Source organism: Sphingomonas sp., from assembly GCF_048594985.1.
Classification (GTDB): Bacteria; Pseudomonadota; Alphaproteobacteria; order Sphingomonadales; family Sphingomonadaceae; genus Sphingomonas_I.
This window is the reverse complement of record NZ_JBMDXG010000318.1, coordinates 1-15,579: the sequence shown is the minus strand read 5'-3', so window position 1 is coordinate 15,579 and position 15,579 is coordinate 1. Positions and strand designations below refer to the sequence as shown.

The following is a 15,579-nucleotide window of genomic DNA, read 5'->3' as shown; positions in this document are numbered from 1 at the left end:
CGACCAACGGCGCGCCATCGACCGCGCCCTTCGGCGGCATCGGACTGTCGGGCAATCATCGCCCGAGTGCCTGGTATGCGGCCGACTATTGCGCCTATCCCGTCACCTCGGTCGAGGCGTCGGCAGCGCAAGCTACGATTCCGCAAGGTCTACGCGACTGATCGCCGCCAGGGACATTGTCACATAAATGTAACCGGAGTGTCGCGAAACCGACCCCAAACTGACTTATTCGCCGCCACCGAACATGGTGGACATTGGTGTGACGCGCAGAATTTTCCGAACGATCCTCGTGACTTCGACTATTTTGTGCGCGGCACAGGCGAATGCGCAGACGGTTGAGGATCTGCAGCGCCAGATCAACGAACTGAAGGCGCAGATCAAGGCTCTGACCGAGATGCGTGCGGCATCGGCCCCAGCTGCGCCGGCACCGGCTGCGTTGGAACCGGTTGTGTCGGCTCAGGTCGCAGCAGCCTCCCCTTCGTCGGCCTCGGCATCCACTGACGTTGCTGACACCGTTGCGATTGCGACGAACGTGTCCGCCCCGCAACCCGCCGCGGTGAAGGGGACCCCGCCGCGCACGGCCGAGCCGTGGTATGATCGCCTCCTCCTGCGCGGCTACACGCAGCTGCGCTACAATGCCCTCCTCAGCGGAGATCGAACCGCCCCGGACGGCCAGGCGCGGCTTCGCTCGCCACATGATTCCTCGATCAACGACGACGGGGGCTTCTCGCTTCGCCGCGTCCGCCTGGTCCTGCAAGGCAGGATCACCGACGACGTCTCGCTCTACCTCCAGCAGGATCTCGGCACGGCGGTGAACAACCAGTCGAGCACCGAGCGGCGCGAGCATTTCGGCCAGTTGCGCGACGCTTATGTCGACTGGTTCCTCGACAAGGGGCACAGCTTCCGGCTGCGGTTCGGCCAGTCGAAAGTGCCTTTCGGGTGGGAGAACCTCCAATCCTCGTCCAACCGCATCACGCTCGATCGATCGGATGCGATCAATAGCGCGGCGCCGGGCGAGCGCGATCTGGGCGTGGTCGCCTACTACACGCCGCCGCGCGTCCAGGTGATCTGGGACCGGCTGGCCGAGAACGGCCAGAAACTGTTCGGCAATTACGGGGCGTTCGGCATCGCCGCCTATAATGGCCAGGGCGTCAATCGCACCGAGCGCAACGGCAGCCTGATGAAGGTCGCGATGGGCACCTGGCCGCTCGAACTCGACGGCCTGGGCGACGCATTCCGGGGGCAGGTGCTCGAACTCGGCGGCGCCGCGATGCTCAACCGGATTCGCCCGGAGGTCCGCTCGGGCGGGGTCAGCGATCGCGATTTCGATGACAATCGCGTCGCGCTTCACGCCATCCTGTACCCGCAGCCGTTCGGCATCCAGACCGAATGGACCTGGGGCCGCGGACCGCAGTTCGACGCGGCCAGCGGGGCCATCGAGGACAAGAGCCTGAGTGGCGGTTATGTCCAGCTCAACTACGACGTGGGCAAGACGCCGGTCGGCCGGATCCTGCCTTATGGCCGCTGGCAGCGTTATCGCGGCGGATGGAAGGCGAGCGTCAACGCCCCCCGGCTGGAAACCGACGAGATCGAACTGGGCGTTGAGTGGCGGTTCAAGGACGCGCTCGAACTCACCGTCGCCTACGCCAACATGAAGCGCAGGGAGGCCGACGAGCGCCGCATCGGCCGCGCGGAAGGCAATCTGATCCGGACGCAGCTTCAATGGACCTATTGATTCCGGCATGGTGAGACCGGCCTAGGTCGCCAACACGTCTTTCTGTCGGTTGCGGGATGCCGCCTTACCGGCTTTTCCGCCCGCTTTTTCTCTGGCACCCCGCCCTGATGCGATACGCGCCGACACTTTCCATCCTGCTCGCCTTGCTCTCGGCGGCCAGTCCACTCCCGGCGCGCGCGCCGGGCAAAACGATCGAACAGCTCGCGGCCGGCGAATCCTTCTGGGCCCCCGAGATCGCCCCGGCCGGCCCCGTGATGGTCATCATCAGCCTCACCGCCCAGAAGGCGTTCGTGTACCGCAACGGTGTCCCGATCGGCGTGTCGACCATTTCGAGCGGCAAGGACGGCCACGAAACGCCGACCGGCGTCTTCACCATCCTCCAGAAGGAGGTCGACCATAAGTCGAACCTCTACGACGATGCGCCCATGCCTTATATGCAGCGGCTGACGTGGGACGGGATCGCGCTCCACGCCGGCAGACTGCCCGGCTATCGCGCGAGCCATGGCTGCATCCGCCTGCCGATGGCCTTCGCCAGGCAATTGTTCGGGATCACCAAGCTCGGCCTGACCGTCATCGTCACCCGCAACGAAACCGTTCCTGAAATCGCGCCGGTTGGGCGCGTGCTGGCCCCGATCGATGGCGATGCGATCCGATCCAGCAGCTATCGGTGGGAGCCGGACGCGGCCCCGGCGGGCCCGGTGTCGATCCTGGTCAGCGGGCGCGACCGACGGGTGATCGTGCTGCGCAACGGCGTTCAGATCGGATCGAGCGTCGTCGCGTTCGATGAACCGGTCACGCAGACGACGGCCTACACGCTTCGCGCGATCGACGGGGGCGTGCAAAGCTGGCTGCGCCTGCCCCTGCCCGGCCAGCCCAAGCCCGAACAGGCGGAGCTTTCCGCCGCCGATATGGCGAAGGCCCACCTGCCGGACGGATTCCGCGCCGCGGTCGCCTCGGTGCTCACCCCCGGCGCCACGGTGCTCGTCACGCGCGAATCGATCGCCAGCAGCGGCACCGGCGCGCGCGTCGGCCTGTTCGAAACGACATCACGCTGACCTCCCCGAAAGTTCAACCCATGACCGACTTTTCCGCCCTTCTCATTCCCGATCGCGATCAGCCCGCCCGCCTGATCACGCCCGTCGCGGCGGCAGACTTCGAAAGCTGGCTCGCGACGCAGCCGGAGCGCGCGCGCGCGGCGGTCGAGGCGGCGCGCTTCAGCGGCAAGCCCGACACGCTCGTCATTCTGCCGGGCGATCAGGCGGGCGAATGGTCCGTCGCGATCGGCATGGCGGAGGGAAACGATCCGTGGCGGCTGGCTTATGCCGCCTCGAACCTGCCGGAGGGCAGTTATCGGCTGGCGCAAGGGTCACCCGGCGACGGCGCGCTCGGCTGGCTGCTCGCGCAGCATCGCTTCGATCGATATCGCCAAAAGCCCGAGGCAGCCGGCCCGCGCATCCTGCTGACCGACGAGCCGGCACGGATCGACGCGCTCGTGCGGCTGGCCGAAGCGACTGCGCTGGTGCGCGACATGGTCGATACCGGCGCCAGCGACATGGGGCCGGCCGATCTGCAGGCGGCCGCAGGTGCGCTCGCCGGGCGATATGGCGCCACGCTGACCGTCACCGAAGGCGCGGCGCTGGCCGACGGCTTCCCGATGATCCATGCGGTCGGGCGCGCGGCGAGCGTGGCGCGCGCTCCGCGCCTGATCGAATTGGAATGGGGCGATCCGGCGCATCCATGCGTGGCGATCGTCGGCAAGGGCGTCTGCTTCGATTCTGGTGGGCTCGACATCAAGCCGTCGGCCGGCATGCTGCTGATGAAGAAGGACATGGGCGGCGCGGCGCACGCTTTGGCGCTCGCTCAACTGGTGATGGCCAACCGGCTGCCCGTCAGGCTCCACCTGCTCATCCCGGCGGTCGAGAATGCCATCTCCGCCGACGCCTTCCGCCCCGGCGACGTGTTGCGGAGTCGCAAGGGCCTGTCGGTCGAAATCGGCAACACCGATGCCGAAGGTCGCCTGATCCTCGCCGACGCACTCACCCGCGCCTGCGAGGCCGATCCCACCCTCATGATCGACTTTGCGACCCTGACGGGGGCGGCGCGCGTCGCGCTGGGGCCCGATCTGCCCGCCTTGTTCGCCAATGACGACGCGCTCGCCGCCGATCTTCTCGAAGCGGGCACGACGATGGGCGATCCGCTGTGGCGGCTGCCGCTGTGGGCCCCCTATCTCGACATGCTCAAGTCCGACGTGGCTGATATCAACAATGCCGGCGGCGCCTTCGCCGGCAGCGTCACCGCCGCATTGTTCCTCCAGAAATTCGTGCCCGAAGGCGTGGCCTGGGCGCATCTCGACACGTTCGCGTGGCGCCCCTCGGCCAAGCCCGGCCGGCCCAAGGGGGGTGAGGCGCTGGGGCTGCGCGCGGTTTATTTGCTCCTGGCGCGCCGTTTCGGAGCAAGCTGAATCCCGCAACGGTGAACGCCCATGAAACGATCAGCCACCCCGCGTGTTCTTCCCGGTCAGATACGCAACGCTAATCCCCGGGGCGCGCGCCATGATACACGACGGCAATCTTTCGGGCTGGATGCAGACCCTGGTCGGCTATGTCCGGTCGGGGCAGCCCGATCTCACCAATCGCCAGATGGCGCTGCTCCTGCTCGTGTATCTCACGCCCGGGCCGCACACCGTGCGCGGCCTGGCGCAGGCGCTGGGCGTATCGAAACCGGTGGTCACCCGCGCCTTGAATACGCTGGGCGCGCTCGGCTATCTGCGCCGCGAGCGGGATGAGGCGGACCGCCGCAACATCTTCATCGCGCCGACCGACATGGGGACGAATTTTCTTGAAGGCTTCGGAGGGCTCATCGACGGCGACGCGCCCGCGCATCTCGGCCGGCAGGTCCGCACGGCGGCAGGCTGAGTTTTTTCGCCTCACCGGGCCGTCGCGCCGGCTCGACCCGCGTATCCACGCCTACCGACCCGACATTGCCGATCTCGCGCTGGCGGGATGCCTGTTCGCGCCGCATTATGCGCGCGCGGAACAGCGTGTCTGCACCGCTCGCTCCGCCGTCCTGCGTGCCCGCCCCTCCGCCGACGCGCCCGCCGTCTCGCAGATCGTCTACGGCGAGGATTTCGCGCTGCTCGAACAGACGGGCAGCTGGGCGTGGGGATATAGCGCGCACGACCGCTACGTCGGTTATATGGACGCCGATGCGCTCGGGTCCGCTCCCGCGCCTACGCACCGGGTGGTTGTCCCGCTCGCGCTCGTCTTTGCGCATCCCGATTTCAAATCGACCGTGGTCGGCCATTATCCGCTGGGCGCGCGCCTGACGGCCGAGGAAAGCGACGGCTATCTGCGCGTCGCCGAGGGGTACGTCCACCCCCGCCACACGGCTCCCGTGGGTGATAGAATCGAAGCGGCGGGAGCCGCCGAAGCGATGCGCGGTCTCCCCTATCTGTGGGGCGGGCGCGGCGATGGCGGGCTCGACTGTTCCGGCCTCGTCCAGCGCGCGCTCGAATTCGCCGGGATCGACTGCCCCCGCGACAGCGACATGCAGCGGGACACGCTCGGGGAAATGCTGCCCGACGACGCCCCGCTCCGGCGCGGCGATCTCGTCTTCTTTCCCGGTCATGTCGGGATCATGGCGGACGCCGACCGACTGATCCACGCGAACGCGCACTGGATGGCAACGGTCGTCGAACCGCTGGCCGACGTGGTGGCGCGCCTTGCCGACAGCCACCCCGACCCCATTCTCGCGCGCAGGCGGATCACGGCATGACGATTCAGGTTTTCATCGACGGTGGCGCCGGCACGACCGGGCTCGAGATCGGCGAGCGGTTGGCCGGTCGGGCCGACATCGCGCTGCTCACCCTGCCCGACGCGCGCCGCAAGGAAGCTGCGGCCCGGGCCGAGGCGCTCAACGCCGCCGACATCGTCATCCTCTGCCTGCCCGACGATGCGGCGCGTGAGGCAGTGGCGCTGATCGACAACCCCGCGACGCGCGTGATCGATGCGTCGACCGCGCACCGCGTGGCCGATGGCTGGACCTACGGCCTGCCCGAAGTGTCCGGACGCGATACCGTCGCGGGTTCGATGCGGGTGAGCAATCCCGGCTGCTATTCGACCGGCTTCATCGCGCTGGTCGCGCCGCTCGTGCGTGCCGGGCTGATCCCGGCGGACTTGCCGCTGACCTGCAATGCAGTGTCGGGCTATTCGGGCGGCGGCAAGGGCATGATCGCCGACTATGAAGGCGAAAGCGGCGCGCCGACCGCATGGCGCGGCTATGCGCTCGGCCTCAATCACAAGCATGTGCCCGAAATGCGCGTCCAGTCCGGCCTGTCGGTCGCGCCGATCTTCGCGCCGTCGGTCGCCAACGTGCTGCGCGGCATGATCGTCGAGGTGCCGGTGCATATCGGCGCGCTCCCCGACCGGGCAAGCGCGACGGCGCTGCGCGACGCGCTCGCCGACTTCTACGCCGGGTCGCCGATCGTGCGGGTGGTGCGCGACCATGCGGACCCGACCTTGCCGATCGAGCGGCTGGCGGGAACCGACCGGCTCGACCTGTTCGTCTTCGCCGACGCCGCCGACACGCAGGTCCGCCTGGTCGCCGCGCTCGACAATCTGGGCAAGGGCGCGGCGGGCGCGGCGGTGCAGAGCCTCAACCTCATGGCCGGCCTGCCCGAGACCGAGGGCCTCAGGCTTTAGGGCCTAGCCCGGCCGGTGCGATCGCCCGCCGGGCCAAAGCCTCCTCTTACTCGACGAACGGCGGCGCCTCGACGCGCTCGCCGCGCAGGAAGGCGTCGCCGACCAGGCGCAGCGGCGTCAGGTCGACGTCGGACGTTCCGCTGGCGATCAGCTCGGCGAACCGGGCGTAGAGGCCGGGGTATTCGGCCTCGGGCGGCAGCGGCTGATCGACGCCGTCGATGGCGAGTTCGGCGCCGCCCTTCGAAAGCTCCAGTCCGCCTTCCTCGGTCTCGATCCAGATCGACCAGGTCTGGGGACCGGTCTGGAGGAAATCGAACACCGCCTCGACCGGCTTGCCGCCGCTGGTGAACGCCAGGTCCGCCGCGATCGGCGTCTGGCAGTTGCTGGGGAAGGCAAGACGCGCCTGCTGCAGGAACAGCGGATCGGGCAGGACCGCGCTGGCGATCGAAAGCGCGTTGATGCCGGGATCGAACACGCCGAAGCCGCCGGCTTCCCAGATCCATTTCTGGCCGGGATGCCAGACGCGCACATCCTCCTTCCACTCGATCCGCATGCGGCGCAGCGTTTTTCCCGCCAGCCACGCGCGCGCGGGCTCGACCGCGGGGGAGAAGCGCGAATGCCACGTCGCGAACACCGTCGCGTCCGACCGCGCGGTCAGGCGGGCGATCTCCTCCGCCTCGCTCAGCGTGTCGGTCGGCGGCTTTTCGAGCATGACGTGCTTGCCGGCCTCGATCGCCACCAGCGCGTCGGCAAAGCGGGCCTGGGGCGGCTGACAGAGCGACACGGCGTCGATTTCGGGCCCGCTCTCCAACAGTTCCTCCAGGCTCTTGAACGCCGGAACGCCATCCAGCGTGCTGCGCGGGCTTGCCGTCGCGACCAGCTCGAATGCGTCCGACGCCGCCAGCGCGGGCACATGCTGCGTGCGGACGATCTTGCCGATCCCGACCAGCGCGATGCGAATGGGGGCCGTCACAGCGCGCGCACCGCGATCGTTTCCGCCGGCGCTGCGGCGATCGGGTTGCGAACCGGCAGGCGGAAGGCGTCGGCCTCGATCTCGAACACGTCCCCCGGCTGCGTGGTCACGCCGTCGCTGAACGACAGCGTCCCCGTCCCGAAGAAATGGACGTGGATGTCGCCCGGCTTTCGAAACAGGCCATATTTGAAATGGTGATGCTCCAGGTTGGCGATGCTGTGCGACATGTTCGTCTCGCCAGACAGGAACGGCTTTTCCCACAGGACCGCGCCGTCGCGCAGGATGCGGCTGGCGCCGCGCACGTCATCGGGCAGCGGGCCGACCAGCAGTTCGGCCCCAAGCGCCGCCTGCCGCAGCTTCGAATGCGCGAGCCACAAATAGTTGCCGCGTTCGGTGACGTGATCCGAAAATTCGTTGGCGAGCGCGAAACCCAGCCGCACCGGCATCCCGTCCGCGTCGATCAGGTAGATGCCCGCAATCTCCGGCTCCTCGCCCGCGTCGAGCGCGAAGGATGGCGAGGCGAGCGGCGCGCCCGGCGCGACCAGCGTCTCGCCATTGCCCTTGTAGAACCACTCGGGCTGTACGCCGGTCTCGCCCGCGCCCGGCTTGCCGCCCTCCAGGCCCATCTTGAACATCTTCATCGAATCGGTCGGGGCCGGATCATCCGCCAGCTTGCGGTGCATCTTGTCGCGCCCCTCTGCCGAGCCGAGGTGGGTCAGGCCCGTGCCCGTGACCCAGACGTGCGCCGGATCGTCATGGTCGATCGGCGGCAACAAAGTCACCGACGACAGGTCGACCGGATCGCCTTCCCCGGCGGCCGCGACCGCCGCCGCCAGCCCCGTGCCGGTCGCCAGCGCGGTTTGGGCCAGAGCGCGAATCGACTCGACGCCAGGAACGACACGCGCCTCACCCTCATCGGCAAGGCGGGCCACGCCCCGCTTCCCGTCCGAGCGGAATTGGACCAGCGACAGACGATCCATCAAAATCTCCAGAACGATCTTTAGTCAGACAATTCGACTAACGCGATGCGCGCGCGCCAGCAAGCGGCGGCATGGGCGAAAGCATCGTCCAGCGGGCTTCCCTTGGCCCGCCGTCGGCCCTAGCGGATGTCGAATGCCCAGCTTCAGAATGACCGCCGGTATCGCCATGGGGCTGTTCCTGCTCGCGGGCTGCATCCCCGCGCCGAAGCCCGCACCGGCCCCTGCCCCACCGCCGCCGACCCCCGCGCCGCCCCCACCCCCGCCGCCGCCTGCGGACTGGCGCGACGCTGCGCTGACGGAGGGGACATGGACCTATGCGCGCGATGGCGCGGGCAGCGAGGCGCGGTTCGGCCCCGCCGGGACGGCGCCCTTGTTCGTGATGCGGTGCGAGCCGGCCGCGCGCCGCCTGCTTCTCCGCCGCGCGGGCGCAACCGCGGGCGAGATTCGCGTCCGCACCACCTACGGGGCGCAGGCATGGCCGCTGACTCCCGAGGGCGCGGTCCTCAATCCCATGAATGCCGCGCTCGACCGGATCGCCTTCAGCCGTGGCCGATTTGCGGTCGAAGCCGTCGGACAGCCGATGCTTCTGCTGCCGGCCTGGGCCGAGCCGTCGCGCGTGATCGAGGATTGCCGCTGACGGAACGGCATGGTTCGACCGCTCGTTTTACCGGTCTCGAACACATGCTGGAGGCGGGACATGATCCGCAAGCTCAAGTCGGGCGAATTCAGGCTCTATTCGCGCAAGAAAGGTGAAGACGGCAAACGCCGCAACCTCGGCACTTTTGAAACCCGCGCCGCCGCCGAGAAGCACGAGCGCGAAGTCCAGTATTTCAAGCGGCATTGAGCCATGGCCGGCCGTCGCAAATGGTCGCAGGAGGTCACCGAATCCTCCGACGCGCTCGACCTCGAACAATCGGTGTTTACGCAGGACGATCCGAAGGCGATCGCCGCGTCGCTCAAACGCTCGGCCGAGCATAGCAAGCGTCGGAAGAGCGCACCCTATCGCTCCGCCATGTCGATGCTGACCTTCTACATCAACCGCGCGGGCAAGGGTCTGAGCGCCGCCCGGCGGCGCAAGCTGGAGCTGGCCAAGGACGAGCTTCGCAAACTGTTCCACCGCAAGCCCCGGCAAGGCGGAGCATCCTGACGGCAAAATATCTCAAATCAAGCCTTGTCCTGCGCGCGTGTCCGCGCCAACTTCGGGTCGCTCTTCAACTTAGCGAAAGGAGGTGATCCGATGTCTCATGGTTCAGCTTGGGGGTCGGTTCAGTCCGTTCGGGGGACGCGTCTCTAATCTCGATTAGGAACGCCGGGGTCTCCCGGGCCGATTATCCGGCCGCTGACCCATGTTGGAGGGGTCGCCAGTACGCTGGCGGCCCCTCTTTCCATATGAAGGGCCCCGCTTACTTCTTCTCGAAGGCGGCGTTGATCGTCAGCTTCACCTGATCGTCGACCACGGGCACCGCCATGCCGAGGCCGAAATCGCTGCGCTTGAGCGTGCCGGTCGCGGAAAAGCCGACAGTGGGCGCCTTGCTCATCGGATTGGCGCCCGCGCCGAAGAAGCGCACGTCGAGCGTCACCGGCTTGGTCACGCCCTTGACCGTCAGGTCGCCCGTCACGCGCGCGGTCGTGCCGCTGACGGCGACACGCGTCGAAACGAAGGTGGCCTCCGGATATTTGGCGACATCGAACCAGTTGGCCGACGACAGATGCTCCTTGAACAGCGCGCTGGTCGTGGTGATCGCGCTCATCGGGAAGGTCAGCGACAGCTTCGCCGCCGTCGGGTTCTTGGGATCGAGCGTCAGCGTCCCCGTCGGCGAGCCGAAGCCGCCCTGCAGGGTCGAAAAGCCCATATGGTCGACCGACCAGAAAACCTGCGTATGGTTGGGGTCGACCTGATAGGTGCCGGCCTGGACGCGTGAGACGTCGGCCGCACCCGGCTTACCGGCGGACTGGGCGAGAGCGGGGGTCGCGGCGATCAGGGCAAGAGCGAGCAAAGCTTGGCGCATAAGTGAAGCTCCTTCGGACTCGATGATCGAGGCCAGAGGCCGGACGTGATGCCAAGCCGGCGATCCGTCAACCGGCCGTAATGAAATCCTCCCGGGCCGGCTCATGCGCACCCGCCGCCGCTTCGGCGATGAGCGCGTAGGAACGGCGCCGCGCGTCATGATCGTAAATGTCGGACACGATCATCAGTTCGTCCGCCGCAGTCTCCGCCAGCAGCGCGGCGATCCCGTCGCGCACGGTGTCCGGCGACCCGACGATCGATCGCGCCAGGAATCCCTGCGCCTGCTGCCGCTCCTGCGGGGTCCAATAGGTGTCGATGTCGTCGATCGGCGGCCGGCTCAGCCCGCGCGCACCCCGAAACAGGTCGGCGACCGACATCTGCTGCGTGGTCCACAGGCGTCGCGCCTCGGCGTCGGTCTCGGCCGCGATGATGTTCACCCCGATCATCGCGTAGGGCCGGTCGAGCTGCGCCGACGGCTGGAAGCGCTGGCGATAGACGGCCAGCGCATCGCGCAACGCGGCCGGCGCGAAGTGCGACGCGAACGCGTAGGGCAGGCCGAACTCGGCGGCGAGCTGCGCGCCGAACAGGCTCGATCCCAGGATCCACAGCGGCACCTCGCTGCCCGTTCCGGGCACGGCGCGGATCCGCTGATGCTCGCGCTCGGGGCCCAGCAGCGCCTGCAACTCGCGCACGTCCTGCGGGAAGCGTTCCGCCGCCATCGGATCGCGCCGAAGCGCGCGCCAGGTCATCTGGTCGGTGCCCGGCGCACGGCCCAGCCCCAGGTCGATCCGGCCGGGGAACAGCGCGTCGAGCGTCCCGAACTGCTCGGCGATCACCAGCGGCGAATGGTTGGGCAGCATGATCCCGCCCGCGCCGACCCGGATGCGGCTGGTCCCGGCGGCGATATGTCCGACCACCAGCGAGGTCGCGGCGGAGGCGATCCCCGGCATGTTGTGATGCTCCGCCACCCAGAAACGCGTGTAGCCGAGCGTTTCGGCATGCCCCGCCAGATCGCGGGCATGGTCGAGCGCGGTACGCGCGTCGCTCCCCTGCCGGATGCGGACGAGATCGAGGATGGAAAGCGCGGCCATCACCTCCATGTGGGAGGCGATGACGCGATTGGAAGGGTCAGCTCCGCTCCAACAGCTCGTCGCGGATCCGGATGGCGCGCACCGCCACCCTCACTTCCACCAGGAAGAAGGTCAGGCTGGCGATCAGCAAGATCAGCGCCAGCGCGAACATCGCCGCCAGCGTGCGCGCGAAGCCGAACCCCGCCAGCCGCGCGATGAACATTGCCGCGACGACGGTGCACAACGCCACCGCGCTGGCGGTCGCGAGGAACACGGCATTGTTTACGATGGTCATCCGCCGATCGAGCAGCCGCAGCTCGTGCACCTGATGGACGTGCAGCGGGTGGTCGCGGGGCGTGAAATCGGCCTCGATCACGCGCGCACGGTCGACGATCCGCGTGAGCCGGCCCGTCAACATGCTCAGGATGATGCCGATGCCGTTCAGCAGGAATGCCGGGGCGAGCGCGAGCTGGATCGTGCTCGCGAGCCCCGGCAGGCTTGAGACATGGAAGATGTCCTCAAGCATTCCCCGCTCAGCCCGCTTGGCCGGCGCGCGCCGCGTTGACGCCCATGCTGGCCAGGTAGCGCTTCACGTTGCGCGCCGCCTGGCGGATGCGATGCTCGTTCTCGACCAGCGCGATCCGCACATGCCCCTCGCCTTCCTCGCCGAAACCGACGCCGGGCGCGACCGCGACGTTGGCATGGGTCAGGAGCTGCTTGGAGAATTCGAGCGCGCCGAGATGACGCAGCGCGGGCGGGATCGGCGCCCATGCGAACATCGACGCCTCTGGCGATGGAATGTCCCACCCCGCGCGGCCGAAGCTCTCGACTAGGCAGTCGCGGCGGCCCTTGTAGAGCTTGCGATTGGCCTCGACGATGTCCTGCGGCCCGTTGAGCGCCGCCACCGCCGCCGCCTGGATCGGCGTGAACGCGCCATAATCGAGGTAGGACTTCACCCGCGTCAGCGCGGAAATGAGCGTGCGGTTGCCGACCGCGAACCCGATCCGCCAGCCGGCCATCGAATAGGTCTTGGACATCGACGTGAACTCGATCGCCACGTCCATCGCCCCCGGCACCTGCAGGATCGACGGCGTCGGCGTGTCGCCGAAATAGATTTCGGCATAAGCGAGGTCCGACAGCACCCACAGCTTATGTTCCTTGGCGAAGGCGACGACCTGCTCGTAGAACTTCAGGTCGGCGACATAAGCGGTCGGGTTCGACGGATAGCCGATCACCAGCACCGACGGCTTCGGCACGGTATAGGCCATCGCATATTCGAGCCGCTTGAAGAAATCCGGCCCCGGCGCGGCGGGGATCGAACGGATCGCGGCGCCCGCGATGATGAAGCCGAACGTGTGGATCGGATAGGACGGGTTGGGCGCCAGCACCACGTCGCCCGGCGCGGTGATCGCCTGGGCGAGGTTGGCCAGCCCCTCCTTCGACCCCAGCGTCACCACCACTTCCTTGGCGGGATCGAGCTCGACCCCGAAGCGGCGGGCATAATAGGCCGCCTGCGCCTTCTTGAGGCCGGGGATACCCGACGAGGCCGAATAGCCGTGCGCGTTGGGGTTGCGCGCGACCTCGCACAATTTCTCGATCACGTGCGGCGCGGGCGCGCCGTCGGGATTGCCCATGCCCAGGTCGATGATGTCCTCGCCCGCCGCGCGCGCCGCCGCCTTCATCGCGTTCACTTCGGCGAACACGTAAGGGGGCAAACGGCGGATGCGGTAGAAATCCTCGGTCATCATGTCCTCGGGTTGGAACTAGCCTCTGGCGGTATGGGCGCGGATCGCCCATTGAGCCGGGCGGGGCCGCTATAGCCGCTTCCGCGACGGAAGGGCACCCGTGAGGAGAGCCATGGCCGAAGATCGCACCGACACCCTGCTCGACGAGATGGCGCACTGGACCGGCGTGGTCGGCCAGATGCAGCAATTGCTGATGGAGCATGGCGCCACCGCTGCCCTGAAAATGGCGGACGATACGGCCGAGATTCTCGCCAAGGGGCAGGTCGATCCCAAGGATATGCTCGACGCGCAGAATGCATGGTGGAAGGAGGCGGTGAGCGCCTGGACCGCGATGCTGCCGACGGCGGACACCGCCGCCGATCGCCGTTTTCGCGGGCCGCAGTGGGAAAAGCCGCTGTTCGACATGATCCGGCAGAGCTACGCGGCGGTCGCCGACCAGCTGCTCAAGGGCGTCGAGGCGGTCGACGGGCTCGATCCCAAGCAGAAGGAGCAGCTGCGCTTTGCGACGCGGAGCTTCGTCGACGCGATGAGCCCCGCCAATTTCGCGCTCACCAATCCTGAGGTGCTCGACCGCATTTTCGAAACGCGCGGCGCCAACCTCGTCACCGGGCTCGAACGGATGCTGGCGGATCTCGCCAAGGGGCAGATCAGCCATGTCGGCGAAGGCGCGTTCGAGGTCGGACGCAACCTCGCGCTGACCCCCGGCAAGGTGATCCACGAAACGCCGCTCTACCAGCTGATCCACTATGCGCCGACCACGCCCAAGGTTCAGGCCACGCCCGTTCTGATCTTCCCGCCCTGGATCAACCGTTTCTACATCCTCGATCTCTCGCCCGAGAAGAGCTTCGTCAAATGGGCGGTGGATCAGGGACTGTCGGTGTTCCTCGTCTCGTGGAAATCGGCCGACGCCGCGATGGCGACGACGACGATGGCGGATTACGTGCTGCGCGGGCAGCGCGACGCGGTCGATACGGTCCGCGATCTGCTGAAGGTGCCGAGCGTCCATGTCGTCGGCTATTGCGTGTCGGGCACCGCGCTCGCCATGCTGCTCGCCTGGCTCGCCGCGCAGGGCGAGGCGGACAAGGTCGCCAGCGCCACCTTCCTGACCGCGCAGGTCGATTTCAGCGAGGCGGGCGACCTCACCTTGTTCGTCGACGACGCGCAGCTGAAGATGATCGAGCAGCTCGCCACCGACGGCTATCTCGACGGGCGCTACATGGGCGCGACCTTCAATCTGCTGCGCGGGCGCGACCTGATCTGGAACTATGTCGTCAACAATTACCTGCTGGCCGGGGAATATCGCCCGTTCGACCTGCTCCACTGGAATGGCGACGTCACCAATCTTCCGGCGGAATGGCATCGCCGCTACCTCGCCGATTTCTATCGCGACAACCGGCTGGTGAAAGGCGAGCTCGATGTCGACGGCGTGCCGATCGAACTCGGCCGCGTGGCGACGCCGACCTATGCGCAGGCGGGGCGCGAGGATCATATCGCGCCGCCCGCCAGCGTGTGGAAGCTGACGCACCACTTCACGGGCCCGCTCCGGTTCGTGCTGGCCGGATCGGGCCATATCGCCGGGGTGATCAACCCGCCTTCGGCCGGCAAATATCAATATTGGACGAACGAGGCGCAGGTCGCGACGCTCGACGAATTCGTTGCCGGCGCGACCGAGCACAAGGGAAGCTGGTGGCCGGACTGGTTCGCCTGGATTTCCGAACGGTCAGGCGGTGAGGTGGCCGCGCGCGGCGCGCGCATCCCCGGCAAGGGCAAGCTCAAGGCGATCGAGGACGCCCCCGGCCGCTACGTCCGGGCGCGCTGAGGCAGGCGCGCGCCGGACCCGATCCGCCGGGGCGGCGTTCCCGCCGCATGCCGTCGTCGGTCATCCGCAGCTTCGCCTATGATCCGGCCACCCGCCGGCTTGCGATCACGTTCCAGACCGGCCGGCGCTACGCCTATCTCGACGTGCCCGAGGAGGCCGTCGAGCGTCTGCGCAGCGCGCCGTCGCGCGGGGAATATTTCAACGCCGCGATCCGCGACCATTACACCTATGAGCGACTGCGCGGCCCCGCTTAGCGAGCAGCCTGATCGGCGAAGGTATCGCACACGGCGGGGTCGCCGCTGTCCAGACCGCGCTTGAGCCACGCCATGCGCTCGGCCGACGTGCCGTGCGTGAAGCTGTCCGGCACGGGCACGCGCCCGGCCGACTTCTGCAGCGTGTCGTCGCCGATGGCCCGCGCGGCGCGCAATCCTTCCTCGATATCGCCGGGCTCCAGCCGGTCGCGGTTGTTCGCCGCCCACACGCCGGCATAGCAATCGGCCTGCAGCTCCATCCGTACCTGCAGCGCGTTGGCGGCGGCTTCGCTCGTCC

18 protein-coding genes and 1 pseudogene are annotated in these 15,579 nt (G+C 67.9%); 12 read left to right on the top strand and 7 right to left on the bottom strand.

The features are described 5' to 3' along the window. The 7 genes and pseudogenes from astD to argC all read left to right on the top strand — a co-directional run. A pseudogene (astD, locus tag ACOJSF_RS13120) lies at positions 1–161 on the top strand (N-succinylglutamate 5-semialdehyde dehydrogenase); the annotation flags it as partial. Between the two features lie 83 nt (positions 162–244). Next, positions 245–1,735, top strand: a complete 1,491-nt coding sequence (locus ACOJSF_RS13115; RefSeq protein WP_420142644.1) for a porin — start codon at positions 245–247, stop codon at positions 1,733–1,735. 107 nt (positions 1,736–1,842) lie between these two features. Then, complete coding sequence (locus tag ACOJSF_RS13110; protein ID WP_420142643.1) at positions 1,843–2,790, top strand: L,D-transpeptidase; 948 nt, start codon at positions 1,843–1,845, stop codon at positions 2,788–2,790. A gap of 20 nt (positions 2,791–2,810) precedes the next feature. Continuing rightward, positions 2,811–4,196 (top strand): leucyl aminopeptidase family protein, encoded by a 1,386-nt coding sequence (locus ACOJSF_RS13105; protein ID WP_420142642.1) that lies wholly within the window; start codon positions 2,811–2,813, stop codon positions 4,194–4,196. Positions 4,197–4,317: 121 nt separating this feature from the next. After that, a complete protein-coding gene (locus ACOJSF_RS13100) occupies positions 4,318–4,650 on the top strand; it encodes a MarR family transcriptional regulator (RefSeq protein ID WP_420142646.1) in 333 nt (110 codons plus the stop codon). Next, positions 4,574–5,509: an NlpC/P60 family protein gene (locus ACOJSF_RS13095; protein ID WP_420142641.1), complete on the top strand. Its 936-nt coding sequence runs from the start codon at positions 4,574–4,576 to the stop codon at positions 5,507–5,509. Before ACOJSF_RS13100 ends, ACOJSF_RS13095 begins: the two co-directional genes overlap by 77 nt. Continuing rightward, the gene (gene argC / locus ACOJSF_RS13090; protein WP_420142640.1) at positions 5,506–6,435 is read left to right on the top strand and encodes an N-acetyl-gamma-glutamyl-phosphate reductase; all 930 of its coding nucleotides are present in this window, start codon (positions 5,506–5,508) and stop codon (positions 6,433–6,435) included. Before ACOJSF_RS13095 ends, argC begins: the two co-directional genes overlap by 4 nt. A 46-nt stretch (positions 6,436–6,481) precedes the next feature. Here argC and ACOJSF_RS13085 read toward each other — a convergent pair whose 3' ends face one another. Together ACOJSF_RS13085 and araD1 are read right to left on the bottom strand one after the other, a co-directional pair. Continuing rightward, the gene (locus tag ACOJSF_RS13085) at positions 6,482–7,408 is read right to left on the bottom strand and encodes a Gfo/Idh/MocA family protein (RefSeq protein WP_420142639.1); all 927 of its coding nucleotides are present in this window, start codon (positions 7,406–7,408) and stop codon (positions 6,482–6,484) included. Then, on the bottom strand, positions 7,405–8,388 hold the full coding sequence (araD1, locus tag ACOJSF_RS13080) for an AraD1 family protein (RefSeq protein WP_420142638.1): 984 nt from the start codon (positions 8,386–8,388) through the stop codon (positions 7,405–7,407). The genes ACOJSF_RS13085 and araD1 overlap by 4 nt, the downstream gene beginning before the upstream one ends. A gap of 133 nt (positions 8,389–8,521) precedes the next feature. Between araD1 and ACOJSF_RS13075 the strand changes: the two genes are divergently transcribed. From ACOJSF_RS13075 to ACOJSF_RS13065, 3 genes are read left to right on the top strand one after another with little or no spacing between them, the layout of a single operon-like run. Beyond that, positions 8,522–9,025 carry a hypothetical protein gene (locus tag ACOJSF_RS13075; RefSeq protein WP_420142637.1) on the top strand — a complete coding sequence of 168 codons (504 nt, stop codon included), beginning with the start codon at positions 8,522–8,524 and terminating at the stop codon, positions 9,023–9,025. Positions 9,026–9,085: 60 nt separating this feature from the next. After that, positions 9,086–9,232, top strand: a complete 147-nt coding sequence (locus tag ACOJSF_RS13070; RefSeq protein ID WP_420142636.1) for a hypothetical protein — start codon at positions 9,086–9,088, stop codon at positions 9,230–9,232. Positions 9,233–9,235: 3 nt separating this feature from the next. Further along, complete coding sequence (locus ACOJSF_RS13065; RefSeq protein WP_420142635.1) at positions 9,236–9,535, top strand: DUF3175 domain-containing protein; 300 nt, start codon at positions 9,236–9,238, stop codon at positions 9,533–9,535. A 256-nt stretch (positions 9,536–9,791) separates the two neighbouring features. Here the strand turns inward: ACOJSF_RS13065 and ACOJSF_RS13060 are convergent, their stop codons facing one another. From ACOJSF_RS13060 to ACOJSF_RS13045, 4 genes are all read right to left on the bottom strand, one after another. Continuing rightward, complete coding sequence (locus tag ACOJSF_RS13060) at positions 9,792–10,397, bottom strand: YceI family protein (RefSeq protein ID WP_420142634.1); 606 nt, start codon at positions 10,395–10,397, stop codon at positions 9,792–9,794. Positions 10,398–10,464: 67 nt separating this feature from the next. After that, entirely contained in the window at positions 10,465–11,487 is a 1,023-nt protein-coding gene (locus ACOJSF_RS13055; RefSeq protein ID WP_420142633.1) for an LLM class flavin-dependent oxidoreductase, read from the bottom strand. A 37-nt stretch (positions 11,488–11,524) separates the two neighbouring features. Next, positions 11,525–11,992 carry a DUF2721 domain-containing protein gene (locus tag ACOJSF_RS13050; protein ID WP_420142632.1) on the bottom strand — a complete coding sequence of 156 codons (468 nt, stop codon included), beginning with the start codon at positions 11,990–11,992 and terminating at the stop codon, positions 11,525–11,527. Positions 11,993–11,999: 7 nt separating this feature from the next. Continuing rightward, positions 12,000–13,211 (bottom strand): LL-diaminopimelate aminotransferase, encoded by a 1,212-nt coding sequence (locus ACOJSF_RS13045; protein ID WP_420142645.1) that lies wholly within the window; start codon positions 13,209–13,211, stop codon positions 12,000–12,002. 112 nt (positions 13,212–13,323) lie between these two features. Between ACOJSF_RS13045 and ACOJSF_RS13040 the strand changes: the two genes are divergently transcribed. Beyond that, complete coding sequence (locus ACOJSF_RS13040) at positions 13,324–15,030, top strand: PHA/PHB synthase family protein (RefSeq protein ID WP_420142631.1); 1,707 nt, start codon at positions 13,324–13,326, stop codon at positions 15,028–15,030. Between the two features lie 47 nt (positions 15,031–15,077). Further along, complete coding sequence (locus ACOJSF_RS13035) at positions 15,078–15,284, top strand: KTSC domain-containing protein (protein ID WP_420142630.1); 207 nt, start codon at positions 15,078–15,080, stop codon at positions 15,282–15,284. Here the strand turns inward: ACOJSF_RS13035 and ACOJSF_RS13030 are convergent. Next, a partial coding sequence (locus ACOJSF_RS13030; protein WP_420142629.1) for a neutral zinc metallopeptidase occupies positions 15,281–15,579 on the bottom strand: 299 nt, incomplete at its 5' end. The two genes, ACOJSF_RS13035 and ACOJSF_RS13030, sit on opposite strands and share 4 nt — an antisense overlap.